This is a genomic window from Actinomadura violacea, assembly GCF_017573465.1.
GTDB lineage: Bacteria > Actinomycetota > Actinomycetes > Streptosporangiales > Streptosporangiaceae > Spirillospora > Spirillospora violacea.
Genome location: NZ_JAGEPF010000022.1, coordinates 84,567 through 98,432 on the forward strand (window position 1 = coordinate 84,567; position 13,866 = coordinate 98,432).

13 protein-coding genes are annotated in these 13,866 nt (G+C 73.6%); 12 read left to right on the plus strand and 1 reads right to left on the minus strand.

All coding sequences use genetic code 11. The features are described 5' to 3' along the window. Positions 1–137 precede the first annotated feature (137 nt). The 10 genes from J4709_RS33485 to J4709_RS55850 are packed head-to-tail and all read left to right on the plus strand — an operon-like array spanning position 138 to position 10,521. Positions 138–1,391, plus strand: coding sequence for an ABC transporter substrate-binding protein (locus J4709_RS33485; RefSeq protein WP_208246811.1), 1,254 nt, complete (start codon positions 138–140; stop codon positions 1,389–1,391). Then, positions 1,388–2,371 (plus strand): branched-chain amino acid ABC transporter permease, encoded by a 984-nt coding sequence (locus tag J4709_RS33490; RefSeq protein ID WP_208246813.1) that lies wholly within the window; start codon positions 1,388–1,390, stop codon positions 2,369–2,371. The genes J4709_RS33485 and J4709_RS33490 overlap by 4 nt, the downstream gene beginning before the upstream one ends. Then, positions 2,368–3,426, plus strand: a complete 1,059-nt coding sequence (locus J4709_RS33495) for a branched-chain amino acid ABC transporter permease (protein ID WP_208246815.1) — start codon at positions 2,368–2,370, stop codon at positions 3,424–3,426. The genes J4709_RS33490 and J4709_RS33495 overlap by 4 nt, the downstream gene beginning before the upstream one ends. Next, a complete protein-coding gene (locus J4709_RS33500; protein WP_208246817.1) occupies positions 3,423–4,157 on the plus strand; it encodes an ABC transporter ATP-binding protein in 735 nt (244 codons plus the stop codon). The genes J4709_RS33495 and J4709_RS33500 overlap by 4 nt, the downstream gene beginning before the upstream one ends. Further along, positions 4,144–4,845: an ABC transporter ATP-binding protein gene (locus tag J4709_RS33505; protein WP_208246819.1), complete on the plus strand. Its 702-nt coding sequence runs from the start codon at positions 4,144–4,146 to the stop codon at positions 4,843–4,845. Before J4709_RS33500 ends, J4709_RS33505 begins: the two co-directional genes overlap by 14 nt. After that, on the plus strand, positions 4,842–6,206 hold the full coding sequence (locus J4709_RS33510; RefSeq protein WP_208246820.1) for an MmgE/PrpD family protein: 1,365 nt from the start codon (positions 4,842–4,844) through the stop codon (positions 6,204–6,206). The genes J4709_RS33505 and J4709_RS33510 overlap by 4 nt, the downstream gene beginning before the upstream one ends. Then, positions 6,206–6,841: an aspartate/glutamate racemase family protein gene (locus tag J4709_RS33515; protein ID WP_208246822.1), complete on the plus strand. Its 636-nt coding sequence runs from the start codon at positions 6,206–6,208 to the stop codon at positions 6,839–6,841. Before J4709_RS33510 ends, J4709_RS33515 begins: the two co-directional genes overlap by 1 nt. Continuing rightward, positions 6,838–8,208 (plus strand): FAD-dependent oxidoreductase, encoded by a 1,371-nt coding sequence (locus tag J4709_RS33520; protein ID WP_232384426.1) that lies wholly within the window; start codon positions 6,838–6,840, stop codon positions 8,206–8,208. The genes J4709_RS33515 and J4709_RS33520 overlap by 4 nt, the downstream gene beginning before the upstream one ends. A gap of 46 nt (positions 8,209–8,254) precedes the next feature. Further along, positions 8,255–9,724, plus strand: a complete 1,470-nt coding sequence (locus tag J4709_RS33525) for a dihydroorotase (protein ID WP_208246824.1) — start codon at positions 8,255–8,257, stop codon at positions 9,722–9,724. Between the two features lie 20 nt (positions 9,725–9,744). Further along, a complete protein-coding gene (locus J4709_RS55850; RefSeq protein WP_208246826.1) occupies positions 9,745–10,521 on the plus strand; it encodes an IclR family transcriptional regulator in 777 nt (258 codons plus the stop codon). Here the strand turns inward: J4709_RS55850 and J4709_RS33535 are convergent. Next, positions 10,493–11,245 carry a phosphodiesterase gene (locus J4709_RS33535; protein ID WP_208246828.1) on the minus strand — a complete coding sequence of 251 codons (753 nt, stop codon included), beginning with the start codon at positions 11,243–11,245 and terminating at the stop codon, positions 10,493–10,495. The two genes, J4709_RS55850 and J4709_RS33535, sit on opposite strands and share 29 nt — an antisense overlap. A gap of 46 nt (positions 11,246–11,291) precedes the next feature. Between J4709_RS33535 and pdxR the strand changes: the two genes are divergently transcribed. Together pdxR and bioB are read left to right on the plus strand one after the other, a co-directional pair. Then, positions 11,292–12,734 carry a MocR-like pyridoxine biosynthesis transcription factor PdxR gene (gene pdxR, locus J4709_RS33540; RefSeq protein ID WP_208246830.1) on the plus strand — a complete coding sequence of 481 codons (1,443 nt, stop codon included), beginning with the start codon at positions 11,292–11,294 and terminating at the stop codon, positions 12,732–12,734. A gap of 63 nt (positions 12,735–12,797) precedes the next feature. Then, positions 12,798–13,859 carry a biotin synthase BioB gene (gene bioB, locus J4709_RS33545; protein ID WP_208246832.1) on the plus strand — a complete coding sequence of 354 codons (1,062 nt, stop codon included), beginning with the start codon at positions 12,798–12,800 and terminating at the stop codon, positions 13,857–13,859. The last annotated feature ends 7 nt before the right edge of the window (positions 13,860–13,866 follow it).

Consider the following 13,866-nt stretch of genomic DNA (forward strand, 5'->3'; position numbering starts at 1 on the left):
CTGTCGAGTTTCGTCAAGTTATGCCTAGATATTGACCAGGTCACGTGATGGATGCCACGATGACGCATCAGTGGCCCGGTGTTCCTCTAAGCGGAACGAGCGCCGAATGGGTGGCGCCGGGCAGGCAGGAGAGGTGAATGTCGGCTCGAAAGCTCGTCGCCGGGCTCGGCGCGTGCGCGGCCCTGCTGGCCGCCACCGCCGGCTGCGGCGGCTCGGCGCCCTCCGGCGCCGCCGGGGCCGCGGCGGGCCGCGACAGCGGCCCCGTGAGGATCGGCGCCCTGCACCCGGTCAGCGGCGCGAACGCGGTCGACGGCCAGCAGATGCGGCGCGGCGCGCAGATGGCGGTCGACGCGATCAACGCCGCCGGCGGCATCACGTCCCTCGGCGGCCGCAAGGTGAAGCTGGAGACCGGCGACACCCAGGGCAAGGCGGAGGTCGGCCAGAGCGAGGCCCAGCGCCTCATCTCCGAGGGATCGGTCGGCCTCGTCGGCACCTACCAGAGCGCGGTCAGCACGAACGTGGCCGTGGTCGCCGAACGCAACCGCGTCCCGTTCGTCATGGACGTGACCGCGTCGGACGCGATCTTCGCGCACGGCTACAAGTACGCGTTCCGCGTGCAGCCCGGCAGCGCGGCGATCGCGGGCGCGGCGGCCCGCTACCTCAAGGAGGTCTCCGAGAAGGCGGGCAAGCCCGTCAAGAAGGTGGCGTTCCTGCACGAGCAGACCGACTTCGGCGCCGGCGCCGCCGAGGCGTTCGCGAAGGCGGCCAAGAAGCTCGGCATCCAGGTCGGCCCGAACATCAGCTACGACGCCGTCACCGCGTCCGACCTCACCGCGCAGATCACGCAGGTGAAGGCGTCCGGCGCGGACGTGCTCGCCGTCGCCGGCTACTACCGCGACGGGCTGCTCGCCGCCAAGGCGATCAACGCGGTCAAGCCGAACCTCAACGCGGTGTGGGGCGTGTCGGACGGCGCGTTCGACCAGCCGAAGTTCGTCAGCGACGTCGGCGCGCTCGGTGAACGCTACTTCAGCACCAACTACCACTACGACGCCAAGAACCCGGAGACGGTGAAGCTGCGCGCCGAGTACCAGAAGCGGTACGGCGCGCCGATGCGGACCGGCGCCGTCCTCGCCTACGACGCCGTCCAGGTGATCGCGCAGGGCGTGGAGCGGGCGGCGAGCACCGACCCGAAGAAGGTCCGCGCCGCGATCGCCGCGTCGCAGGTGCGGCCGCTGACCGTCGGCACCGGGCCGATCGCGTTCGCGGCCAACGGCGACAACAAGAACGCGCTGCCCGTCCTGATGCAGGTGCAGAACGGGCAGATCAAGCAGGTCTATCCCCAGGACAAGGCCGAATCCCAGCCCAACTACTCGGTGACGTGGCGGCCATGAGCGACATAACTGCGAACTTCCGCGCGGCCGCCCTGAGCGGCCCCCTCCTCAAGCGCGCCGCCCTGACCGGCGGCCTGGTCGCGATCGCCATCGTGGCCGCGCTGCTCCGGTCCGGCAGCGGCCTGGTCGTCTGGCAGTCGGTGGTGACCGGCCTGCTGACCGGCGGCCTCTACGGGCTCATCGCGATGGGCCTCACGCTGATCTTCGGCGTGCTGGACATCGTCAACTTCGCGCACGGAGCCCTGCTCGCCGTCGCGATGTTCATCTCGTTCGGGGTCGTGCAGGGCACGGGCCTGCACCCCTACCTCACCCTCGTCATCGCGGTGCCCGCGCTGTTCCTCATCGGCGCGGTCGTGCACCGCGGCCTGCTCAGCGGCTCGGGCGGCGCGACGCTGGAGAACCAGCTGCTGATCACCCTCGGGCTGTCGCTGCTGCTGGAGAACGGCCTGCTGATGTTCTTCGGCGCCGAGCCCAAGACCGTCGCGCTGCCCGGCGACTTCCAGTTCTCGCTGTTCGGCGCGGTGGTGACCGGCGGCCGGCTGTACGCGTTCGGCGGCGCGATCCTGATCGGCGCCGTGCTGTTCTACCTGCTGCGCCGCACCCGGTTCGGCACCGCGATCCGCGCGGTCGCCGCGAACGGGCAGGGCGCGGAGCTGGTCGGCGTGAACGTCCGCCGCGTCCACACGCTCACGTTCGCGATCGGGACGGCCTGCGCCGGCGCCGCCGCCGTGCTGGCCGCGCCGCTGGTCACCGTCACGCCGACGCTCGGCGACCAGTTCAACATCACCGCGTTCGTGGTGGTGGTGCTCGGCGGCATGGGCAACGTCGCGGGCGCGCTGGTCGGCGGCCTGCTGATCGGGCTGGTCGAGCAGCTCACCACCATCTACATGGGCGGGCAGAGCTCGCTGCTCGGGGTGTTCGTCGTGTTCCTGGTCGTGCTGTTCCTGCGGCCCGAGGGCCTGTTCGGGAGGAAGTCATGAGCGGCCTCACCATCGCCGGCGGGCGGGAGGCGGGCGGCGCGGTCCGGCCCGCCAAGGCGCCGCCGCTGCGCCCGCAGAACCGGCAGCTCGCCGTCCTCGCGGTGCTGCTCGTCGTCGCGATCCCGCTGCCGCTGGTGCTGCCGCCCGCGATGGGCGCGGTCGCGGTCCGCATCCTGATCTTCCTGCTGATGGCGATCGGCTGGAACGTGATGAGCGGCTTCGGCGGCATGTTCAGCTTCGGGCACGCCGCGTTCTTCGGCCTCGGCGCCTACACCAGCGCGTACCTGCTGGTGAAGCACAACGTGTCGCCGTGGATCGGGATGCTCGCCGGAATGGCGGTCGCCGCCGTCGTCGCCGTGGTGATCAGCTACTTCGCGTTCCGCTACAGGCTGCGCGGCGCCTACTTCGCGCTCGCGACGTTCGCGTTCGCCGAGATGCTCCGGCTCGTCGCCACCACCAGCGACTTCACCAACAAGGCCGTCGGGTTCAGCGTCCCGCTGATCCAGGGCTCCTCGCTGTGGAAGATCCAGTTCGCCGCGGACTCGCCCGCCTACTTCTGGGTGGCGCTCGCGCTCGCCGGGATCGCCGCGCTGGTCAGCATCCTGTTCCTGCACTCGCGGACGGGGCGCTACGTCACCGCGATCCGCGACGACGAGGTCGCGGCCGCCGCGCTCGGCACCCCCGTGATGCGCTACAAGCTGGCCACGGTCGCGCTGTCGGCGGCGATCACCGCGGTCGCCGGCGCCTTCTACACGCAGTACTACCTGTTCGTGAACCCGGACCTGGCGTTCGGCTCCTCGGTGTCGATCCAGGCGATCGCGACCGTGGTGATCGGCGGGATCGGCACGGTCTGGGGCCCGGTCGTCGGCGCGATCATCCTCGGGTCGCTGTCGGACCTGACGGCGACGCTGCTGCGCACGCCGCCGGACTTCCTGAACTTCCTGCAGGGCCGCAGCGGCCTGGACGTCGCGCTCTACGCGGTGCTGCTGATCCTCATCGTCCGGGTGCTGCCGAAGGGCATCGTCGGCACGATCCAAGCGAGGTGGCGGCGGTGAAGCTGCTGGACGTCGACGGCGTCGGCAAGGACTTCCGGGGCCTGCGCGCCCTGTCGGAGGTCGGGTTCGAGGTGGAGCCGGGGGAGATCCTCGGGATCATCGGCCCGAACGGCGCCGGGAAGACCACCCTGTTCAACGTGATCAGCGGCGCGATCGCGCCCGACTCCGGCCGGGTCGTGTTCGGCCGCAAGGACGTCACCGGCGCGGCGCCGCACCGGATCGCGCGCGCCGGCATGGTCCGCACGTTCCAGCTGATGCGCCCGTTCGGGAGCATGAGCGTCCTGGAGAACGTCGGCCTGGCCGCCCAGCACCGCCGGCAGCCGCTGCGCAAGCTGCGCGGCGAGGCGATGGACGTGGTGGAGCGCGTCGGGCTCGGGCCGTGGGCGCACCGGCCCGCGACCGAGCTGCCGACCGCCGGGCTCAAGCGCCTCGAACTGGCGCGCGCCCTGGCGATGCGGCCCAAGGTGCTGCTGCTGGACGAGGTGCTCGCCGGGCTCGTCCCCGCCGAGCGCGAACCCGTGCTGGACCTGCTCGCCGCGCTGCGCGAGGAGGACGGCACGACGCTGCTGTTCATCGAGCACATCATGGCCGCCGTCATGCGGCTGTCGGACCGGGTGCTCGTCCTCGACCAGGGGCAGGTGCTGGCCACCGGCTCCGCCGAGCAGGTCACCTCCGACCCGCGCGTGATCGAGGCCTACCTCGGAGAGGAGCCCGGCGATGCTGAGGATTGACAAGCTCTGCGCCGGCTACGGCCGGATGCAGATCCTGCACGAGATCGACCTGGAGGTCGGCGCGGGCGAGATCGTCGCGCTCGTCGGCGCGAACGGCGCGGGCAAGACGACGACGCTGCGGGCCGTCTGCGGGCAGCTGCGCGCGACGTCCGGGACGATCGAGTTCGGCGGCGAGTCCACCGCGGGCCGGCGCCCCGACCAGCTCGTCCGCGACGGCCTCGTCCACGTTCCGGAGGACCGGGCGCTGTTCGGCACGCTCACCGTCGAGGAGAACCTGCGGATGGGCGCCTGGACGCGTCCCGCCGCGGAGATCGACAAGGACATGCGCGAGGTGTTCGCGCTGTTCCCCGTCCTCGCCGAGCGCCGCGCCTCGATCGCGCAGACGTTCTCCGGCGGGCAGCAGCAGATGCTCGCGATCGGCCGCGCGCTGATGGCCCGGCCGAAGCTGCTGATGCTGGACGAACCGTCCACCGGCCTGTCGCCCAAGCTCACCTGGGCCGTGCTCGATGCCGTCAAGGCGATCCGCGACTCGGGGGTGGCGGTGCTGCTCGTCGAGCAGAACGCCAAGCAGGCGCTCGGCATCGCCGACCGCGCCTACGTGCTGGAGAGCGGCTCGGCCGTGCTGCACGGGACGGGCGCCGAGCTGGCCGGATCCGCCGACGTCAGGAAGGCGTACCTGGGGTTGTGAACGAGGAAGTGAAGGACGCGACGGCGCGGCTGGGGGAGTGGGCCGCTGGCCTGGACGCCGCGAAGGCGCCAGGGCCGGTGCTCGACCGGCTCTCGCTCGTCCTGCTGGACGTCTTCGGGGTGACCGCGCTCGGCGCGGCGCTGGACGAGCAGGCGGCGCTCCGGGCGGCGTGGAACGCCCCGGACGGCCCGGCCCCGCTGATCGGCGCGGGCCGGACCGTCACGGTCGACGCCGCCGCCTGGCTGAACGCGATGGCGCTGGTCTCGCTGGAGCTGGACGAGGGCAACAAGTACGCCAAGGGCCATCCGGCGGCGCACGGGTTCCCGGCCGTGCTCGCGCTGGCGGCCGGGCTCGACGCCACCGGCGCGGACACGGCCGCGGCGCTGCTGGCCGCCTACGAGGTCGCGTCCCGGTTCGGGCGCGCGACGTCGCTGCGGCCGGGCGCGCACCCGCACGGAAGCTGGGGCGTCGCGGGCGCCGCCGCCGGGTGCGCGCGGCTGCTGCGGCTCGGCCCGGAGGCCACCGCCGCCGCGATCGACACGGGCGCCGGGATGCCGATCGCCGGGCACTTCTCGTCCGCGACGGACGGGAACCCGGTGCGGGACGCGTGGATGGGCGCGTCCAACATGTCCGGCCTGGTCGCGGCGCGGATGGCCGCCGCCGGGCTCGCCCGCAACACCGGCACGGCCGCCGGCTCCCTCGGTGACCTCCTCGGCGGGTTCGACCCCGCCGAGCTGACGGACGGCCTCGGCGAGCGCTGGGACATCACGCGCGGCTACTTCAAGCGCCACGCGTCCTGCTCGTTCACCCACCCGGCCGCCGACGCGGTGCTCGCGTTGCGCGAGGGCCTCGACCCGTCCCGCGTCACCGGGATCCTGGTCGAGACGCACGCGCTCGGCGCCGGGCTCGGGTCGCCCCAATGGGACAACCGGCTGTCGGCGATGTTCTCCACCCCGTTCGCCGTCGCGGCCGCGCTGCTGGACGGCGAGGTCGGGCCGCGCGCCTCCGACGCCGCCCGGCTCGGCGACCCGGCGCTGCGGGCCCTCGCCCGCCGCGTCCGCCTGGTGGCGGCCGACGACCTGACCGCGCGGCTGCCCGCCGAGCGCGCCGCCCGCGTCACGGTCGAGCTGGACGACGGCACGTCCCTCACCCGCGAGCAGCCGAACCCGGTCGGCGACGCCGACCACGAGCCGCTGACCGAGCAGGACGTGGTCCGGATGCTGACGGCGTGGCTGCCGGGCCACGCCGCCCTGGTCGGCCGCGCCGCCGCGGTCGCCCGCGACCTGCCCGCCCTGCCCCGCGTCGGCGCCGCCCTGCGCGGGCTGGCCGACGACGACACCGCTGAGAAGGAGCCGAGTTGATGCGTGCTTTGTCCGTGACGCCGATCCACCTGCCGCCCGAGGAGATCGCGCGGCGGCAGGCCCGCTACGACCGGCTCGCCCCCGCCGGCCTGACCATCGAGCTGCGCGACGTCGGCCCCGGCGCCCCGGGATCGCTGGACGACGAGGAGTCGATCCGGGTCTCCGAGCGCGAGGTCGCCGCGGCCCTGGCCGCCGCGGGCGACGGCTGGGACGTCCTGTTCCCCGACTGCGTGCTGGACCCCGCCGTCCCGGACGGGCCGTCTGACCAGCGCGTTCCGGTCAACGGGCTGCTGAGGCTGAGTAGCATGGCGCTTGCTGCGAAGAATGTCCGTTTCGGTGCCGTGGTGCGGAACGAGGCGATCGGCGCGGAGCTGGGCCGCCGCCTCAAGGCCTACGGGCTGGACGCCCACGTCGCCGGGATCGCCGTGCTGGAACTGCCCTTCGACGCCGTCGCCGAAGGCGAGACGTGGAACGCCGCGCTGGGCGAGGCGGTCGGCGCGCTCGCCGCGCGGGGCGCCGCCGCCGTGATCAACGGCTGCTCCGCAGTGGACGTCGAGGAGGGCCGGTTCGCGGCGGAGGTCGTCGACCCGACCGCCCTCGCACTGCAGGTCCTCGTCGCCGGGAGGGCGTCTTGAGCGACATCGATCTCGTCGTGGCGGGCGCCGGCGGCGGCCTCGCCGGGGCGCTGCGCGCCGCCGAACTGGGCCTCAGCGTGGTCGTCGTGGAGTCCAGCGAGCACTTCCGGCGCGGCAACAACACCTCGATGTCCACGGCGATGTTCCCCGGCGCGGGCTCGCGCTGGCAGGCCGAGCAGGGCGTGGACGACTCGCCCGAGCGGTTCGTCGACGACATCACGGCCAAGACCAAAGGCAAGGCCGACGCCCGGCTCGCCCGCACGCTCGCGCAGGTCAGCGCGCCGCTGGTCGAATGGCTCGCCGACTCGGTGGAACTGCCGCTCGACCTGGTCACCGACTTCAACTATCCGGGCCACTCCGTCACGCGGTGCCACTCCGTTCCGGGGCGGCACGGCTCCAGCGTGATCGACCACCTGGCCCGCCGCGCCCGCGCGCATCCGAACATCGATCTGCTCGTCCCGGCGAAGCTCACCAACGTGACGACGGGCGAGGACGGCGCCGTCCGCGCGGCCGTCGTCCAGTACCCCGACGGGACGCAGGAGGAGATCCCGACACGGGCCGTGCTGCTGGCCACCAACGGGTTCGGCGCGGACGGCGACCTCGTCCGCCGCCACCTCCCGGAGATCGCCGACGCTCTGTACCAGGGCAGCGACCAGTCCCTCGGGGACGCGCTGCGGATCGGCGGCGGTCTCGGCGCCGCCACCGGCTACCTCGACGCCTACCAGGGCCACGGCGCCGTCGCGGCGGGCGCGGGCACCCTGGTCGGCTGGGCCACGATCATCCACGGCGCGATCATGGTGAATCTGGAGGGCCGCCGGTTCGGCGACGAGACCCGCGGCTACTCCGAGTACGCCGCCGAGCTGGCCGCCCGGCCCGGCGCGACCGGCTGGATCGTGCTGGACGAGACGGTCTTCCAGCAGTGCGAGCCGTTCAAGGACTTCCGCGACACCGTCGAGTCCGGCGTGCTGGTGTGGGCCGACGACGCCGACGGGCTCGCCAAGGCGACCGGGCTGCCCGCGGGCGCCCTCGCCGCCGAGCTGGAGACCTCCGCGGCCACCGCGCGCGGCGAGCGCGCCGACGAGCACGGCCGCACCAACTGGGAGCGCCCGCTCGCCGCGCCGTACGCGGCCGTCCGGGTCGTCCCGGCGCTGTTCCACACCCAGGGCGGGCTGATCGTCAACGAGGACGCCGCCGTCGTCGACCACGACGACCGCCCCATTCCGGGCCTGTACGCGGCGGGCGGCGCCGCCGCCGGGATCTCCGGCCACGGCGCCGACGGCTACCTGCCCGGCAACGGCCTGCTGCCCGCCTTCGGGCTCGCCTACCTCGCGGCCGGCGACGTCGCCCGCCGCCGCCCGACCCCGTGACCATTTCGAACGCCGACCGCCCCACGACACACTGAGGAGAGATGAATTGGCCACGACCGAGCTGCTGCTGAAGAACGTGCGGGTGGTCCGTCCCGACGCCCCCGAGGGCGCCGAGCCCGAGCGCCTCGACATCGCCGTGAACGACGGCACCATCGTCCGCCTTGCGCCCGACCTCCCCGATGACGACGCCGCGAAGGTGGTCGACGGCGGCGGCAAGCTGGCGTTCCCCGGCGTGGTGGACGCGCACCAGCATTGGGGCATCTACAACGAGCTTGCGACCGACACCCGTTCGGAGAGCCGCGCGAGCGCGCAGGGCGGCGTCACCACGTCACTGACCTACATGCGCACCGGGCAGTACTACCTGAACAAGGGCGGCCCGTACCGGGAGTTCTTCCCCGAGGTGCTGAGCGCCGCGAACGGCAACGCCTACGTCGACTACGCGTTCCACCTGGCGCCGATGATGGCCGAGCACATCGACGAGATCCCGTACCTCGTCGAGGAGCACGGCGTCACCTCGTTCAAGATCTTCATGTTCTACGGCAGCCACGGGCTGCACGGCCGCTCCACCAGCCAGAGCGAGTTCCTGATGACGCCGCCGGACGAGCGGTACGACATCGCGCACTTCGAGTTCGTCATGCGCGGCATCCAGAAGGCCCGCGAGCAGCTGTCGGACTACGCCGACCACATCTCGCTGTCGCTGCACTGCGAGACCGCCGAGATCATGACGGCGTACACGAAGATGGTCGAGAAGGAGGGCAAGCTCACCGGCCTGCGCGCCTACAGCGCCTCGCGCCCGCCGCACTCGGAGGGTCTCGCCGTCACCATCGCGTCCTACCTGGCGCACGAGACCGGCCTGCCCAACATCAACCTGCTGCACCTGTCGTCGGAGAAGGCGCTGTCGGCGGCGCTGACGATGGCGTCGGCGTTCCCGCACATCGACTTCCGCCGCGAGGTCACCATCGGGCACCTGCTCGCTGACGTCGACACCGCGCACGGCCTGGGCGGCAAGGTCAACCCGCCGCTGCGCGACCGCGAGGACGTCGAGGCGCTGTGGCGGCACGTCCTGGCTGGCGAGGTCGACTGGGTCGTCAGCGACCACGCCTGCTGCCGCGACGAGATGAAGTTCGGCGCCGACCGCGACGACATCTTCCTCGCCAAGTCCGGGTTCGGCGGCGCCGAGTACCTGCTGCCCGGCCTCGTCGGCGAGGGCATCAAGCGCGGCCTGCCGCTGCAGCGCGTCGCGCAGCTGACCTCGTGGAACCCGGCCCGCCGCTACGGCCTGCTCACCAAGGGCACCATCGCCGAGGGCTACGACGCCGACATCGCGCTGATCGACCCGGACGTGTCCTGGACGGTCCGCGCCGCCGACTCCGAGTCCACGCAGGAGTACACCCCGTTCGAGGGCTTCCCGATGACGGCGCGCGTCACCGACACGTTCGTGCGCGGCAACCACGTGTACTCCGGCGGGAAGGTGCTCGGCGACCCGGTCGGCAAGTACCTGCGCCGCGGCCGCTGACGGCTCCCTAGGATCATCGGGTGACCAACCAGACCGAAGAGCGGCAGTCGTCCGGCACCGAGGTGGCCGGCCGGGTCGCCGACGTGCTGCTGCTGTTCGCCGGGGGGCCGCAGTACCTCGGTGTCAGCGCGATCAGCCGGGAGCTCGGCATCTCCAAGGCCGTCGTGCACCGCATCCTGCGGTCGCTGGTGTCGCGGGAGATGCTGGAGGCCGACCCCGGCGGGTACCGGCTCGGGCCCGCCGCCGTCGCGCTCGGCGTCAGCGCGCTGCGCCGGTTCAACGTCCGCAACGCCGCCGCGCCGGTGCTGCGCCGGCTGCGCGACGAGACCGGCGAGACGACGACGCTGTCCGGGCTGGTCGCCGACGAGCGGGTCTACCTCGACCAGTTCGAGAGCCCGCACGAGGTGAAGATGACCGTCGAGGTCGGCCGCCGGTTCCCGCTGCACGCGGGCTCCTCGGGCAAGGTGATCCTCGCCTTCCTGCCCGAGGAGCGCCGCGAGGCGCTGCTGGCGCGGCCGCTCGCCGCGCTGACGCCGGGGACCGTCACCGACGAGGCGGCGCTGCGCGTCCAGCTCGCCGAGACGGCCCGCGAGGGCGTCGGCGTCTCGCTGGGGGAGCGGCAGGCCGACGCCGGGTCGGTCGCCGCGCCGCTGTTCGGCCCGGACGGCGAGGTGCACGGCTCGATCAGCGTCTGCGGCCCCCGGCACCGCTTCACGCCGGAGGCGGTGGAGCGGTACCGGGCGCTCGTCCGCGACGCCGCCGAGGAGATCACGCGGACGTGGACGACCCACCGGTGACCGGCCGGTAGTGGGTCGTGAGGCGCCGCTCGTCGTCCAGCGTGTGGAACGCGACGCCGGGCGGCGCCTCGTAGTCGGCGACGGCGCCGCCCTGCCCGGGGAGCCGGATCGTGGACACGACGCCGGGCGCAACCAGCAGCGGCCGTCCAGCGAACGTGGTGGCCGCCGCCGTGTGCGCGTGCCCGCACAGCACGGCCACCACCTGCGGGTGCCGGGCGAGCACGGCGGCGAGCCGGTCCTCGCCGAACAGCCGGATCCCGTCCACGTACGGGACGCCGAGCGTCACCGGCGGATGGTGGAAGCACACGAACGCCGGGGCTTCGGGACGGTCGCCGAGCACGCCGTCCAGCCAGCCGAGCGTCTCGTCGGAGAGGAACCCGTGGTCCTCGCCCGGGACGGACGAGTCGCACATGGCGAAGACCGCGCCGCCGACCTCGTGCACCCGGTCGACCGGCTCCCCGGACGGCTCCTCGCCGAGCAGCGCCTTCCGGAACGGCTCGCGCCTGTCGTGGTTGCCGGGGCAGGTCAGCACCGGGTGCGGTGACTGCAGGACCTCCCGGGCCTCCTCGTACTCGGCGGGCGCGCCGTGGTCGGCGATGTCCCCGGTGACGAGGACGGCGTCGAGCGGCAGGGCGTCCAGATGGCGCATGACGCGGCGGGCGCGCTCGCCGGCGCGCTCCCCGCCGTCGAGATGGATGTCGCTGAGCTGCGCGAAAGTGAGCATGCCGCGAACCTAGACGGCGACCGGACCGACATTAAGATCCAGTTCCATGGCGAAAGACTGGACCAGTTCCGGGGTCGACCTGCACCTGGAGCCCGACCCGTCCGGCGGGCGCCGCGACGCCCTCGAACGCGCCCTCCGCGACGCGATCCGGACCGGTCGCCTCGCGCCGGGCGCGGCCGTCCCCTCGACGCGCGCCCTCGCCGCCCAGCTCGGGGTGGCGCGCGGCACCGTGACGGCCGCCTACGACCAGCTGGTCGCCGAGGGCTACCTGACGGCCCGGCAGGGCGCCGCGACCCGGGTCGCCGAGGTCCGTCCCGCCGAGCCGGAGCCGCCCGGGACGCCCGCGCCCGGCCCGTCCGGCGGTCCCGCGTGGGCCGGTTCGTGGGCGCCCGCCGGGACGGAGTCCGCGCACGACCTGCGTCCCGGCCGCCCCGACCTCGGCACCTTCCCCGCCTCGGCCTGGCTTCGCTCGACGCGCCGCGTGCTGACCTCGGCCGGCCCGGAGGCGCACGCGCTCGGCGACCCGCGCGGACGCCCCGAACTGCGCGCCGCGCTCGCCGACTACCTGCGGCGCGTCCGGGGCGTCGACGCCGACCCCGAGCGGATCGTGATCACGTCCGGGTACGCGCAGGGGCTCGGGCTGCTCGCCCGGGTCCTCGCCGACGCCGGGACGTCCGCGATCGCGATGGAGGAGCCCGGCCACCCCTACCACCGCATGATCGTCGCCCGCGCCGGACTCGGGGTCGTCCCGCTGCCGGTGGACGACCTCGGCGCCCGCACCGACCTGCCCCCCGAGGCCGGCGCGATGGTGCTCACCCCCGCGCACCAGTACCCGGCCGGCGCCACCCTCGCCCCCACCCGCCGCCGCGCCGCGACCGCGTGGGCGCGCGAAACCGGCGGGCTCGTCGTCGAGGACGACTACGACGGCGAGTTCCGCTACGACCGCCTGCCCGTCGGCTCCCTGCAGGGCACCGCGCCGGGCCACGTCGTCTACGCCGGCACCGCGTCCAAGACGCTGGCCCCGGCACTGCGGCTCGGCTGGATGGTGCTGCCCTCCGCCCTGGTCGAGCCGGTCGCCGAGGCCAAGCGCCTCGCCGACGCGCACACCCCGTCGCTCGGGCAGCTCGTCCTCGCCGACCTGATCACCGGCCACGCCTACGACCGGCACGTCCGCGCCGCCCGGTTGCGCTACCGGCGCCGCCGGGACGCACTGGTCGAGGCGCTGCGGCGGCGGGCGCCGCACGTCCGGGTGCTGGGCGTCGCCGCCGGCCTGCATGCGCTCCTCCTTCTCCCCGACGACGGCCCCGGCGAGGACGAGGTCATGGCGCGGGCGGCGGCGCGCGGCCTCGCCCTGCAGCCCCTCGGCGAGTTCTGGCAGCGGCCGGACGGGCGCCCGCGCGGCCTCGTCGTCGGGTACAGCACCCCGCTCCAGTCCGGCTATACCGCCGCGCTGGACGCGCTGTGCTCGGTACTGCGGTACAAAACCTGATCGGTCCGGTTTGTCGGCCCTGGTCATCAACACCCCGGGCCCCTTCTGCAAGGATCGTCTGCCATGAGCCTTCTCGAGACCCTGGCCGGCAAGGGACTGCGGCGCGAGCCGCCGACGCGGGACGAGGCGCTGGCGGTGCTGGCGACGTCCGACGACGACATCCTCGACGTGGTGGCCGCCGCGGGCCGCGTCCGCCGGCACTGGTTCGGCCGCCGGGTCAAGCTGAACTACCTGGTCAACCTCAAGTCCGGGCTGTGCCCCGAGGACTGCTCGTACTGCTCGCAGCGGCTCGGCTCGCAGGCCGACGTGCTCAAGTACACCTGGCTGAAGCCCGAGGAGGCCGCCGACGCCGCCGCGGCCGGGATGGCGGCGGGCGCCAAGCGCGTCTGCCTGGTCGCCAGCGGCCGCGGCCCCACCGACCGCGACGTCGACCGGGTCGCCGACACCATCGCCGCGATCAAGGAGCGCGGCGACGTGGAGATCTGCGCCTGCCTCGGCCTGCTCCGCGACGGCCAGGGCGAGCGGCTCGCCGAGGCCGGCGCCCACGCCTACAACCACAACCTCAACACCTCCGAGGGCGTGTACGGCGACATCTGCACCACCCACGACTTCAGCGACCGGCAGGACACCGTCCGCAAGTCCAAGGACGCCGGCCTGTCCCCGTGCTCCGGCCTCATCGCCGGGATGGGCGAGACCGATGAGGACCTCGTCGACGTCGCGTTCGCGCTCCGCGACCTGGACGTCGACTCGGTCCCCGTCAACTTCCTGATCCCCTTCGACGGGACGCCGCTCGCCGAGCGGTGGGCGCTCACCCCGCAGCGCTGCCTGCGCATCCTCGCGATGGTCCGGTTCGTCAACCCCGACGTCGAGGTCCGGCTCGCCGGCGGCCGCGAGATCCACCTGCGCAGCCTGCAGCCGCTCGCCCTGGAGATCGTCAACTCGATCTTCCTGGGCGACTACCTGACCAGCGAGGGCCAGGCGGGCAAGGCCGACCTGGAGATGATCGAGGACCTCGGGTTCGAGGTGGAGGGCACCGAGACGCCCAGCATGCCCGAGCACCGCCGCGCCGAGACGGTGTCCGTCCGCCGCCGCGGCGCCGGCACCGCACTGCCGCCGAACGCCTGACCGCGAC

Excerpts from the sequence above, each read along its gene's own strand:
- J4709_RS33485 (WP_208246811.1), top strand. The coding sequence starts at position 138 with ATGTCGGCTCGAAAGCTCGTCGCCGGGCTCGGCGCGTGCGCGGCCCTG.
- J4709_RS33490 (WP_208246813.1), top strand. The coding sequence starts at position 1,388 with ATGAGCGACATAACTGCGAACTTCCGCGCGGCCGCCCTGAGCGGCCCC.
- J4709_RS33495 (WP_208246815.1), top strand. The coding sequence starts at position 2,368 with ATGAGCGGCCTCACCATCGCCGGCGGGCGGGAGGCGGGCGGCGCGGTC.
- J4709_RS33505 (WP_208246819.1), top strand. The coding sequence starts at position 4,144 with ATGCTGAGGATTGACAAGCTCTGCGCCGGCTACGGCCGGATGCAGATC.
- J4709_RS33515 (WP_208246822.1), top strand. The coding sequence starts at position 6,206 with ATGCGTGCTTTGTCCGTGACGCCGATCCACCTGCCGCCCGAGGAGATC.
- J4709_RS33535 (WP_208246828.1), bottom strand. The coding sequence starts at position 11,245 with ATGCTCACTTTCGCGCAGCTCAGCGACATCCATCTCGACGGCGGGGAG.
- pdxR (WP_208246830.1), top strand. The coding sequence starts at position 11,292 with ATGGCGAAAGACTGGACCAGTTCCGGGGTCGACCTGCACCTGGAGCCC.
- bioB (WP_208246832.1), top strand. The coding sequence starts at position 12,798 with ATGAGCCTTCTCGAGACCCTGGCCGGCAAGGGACTGCGGCGCGAGCCG.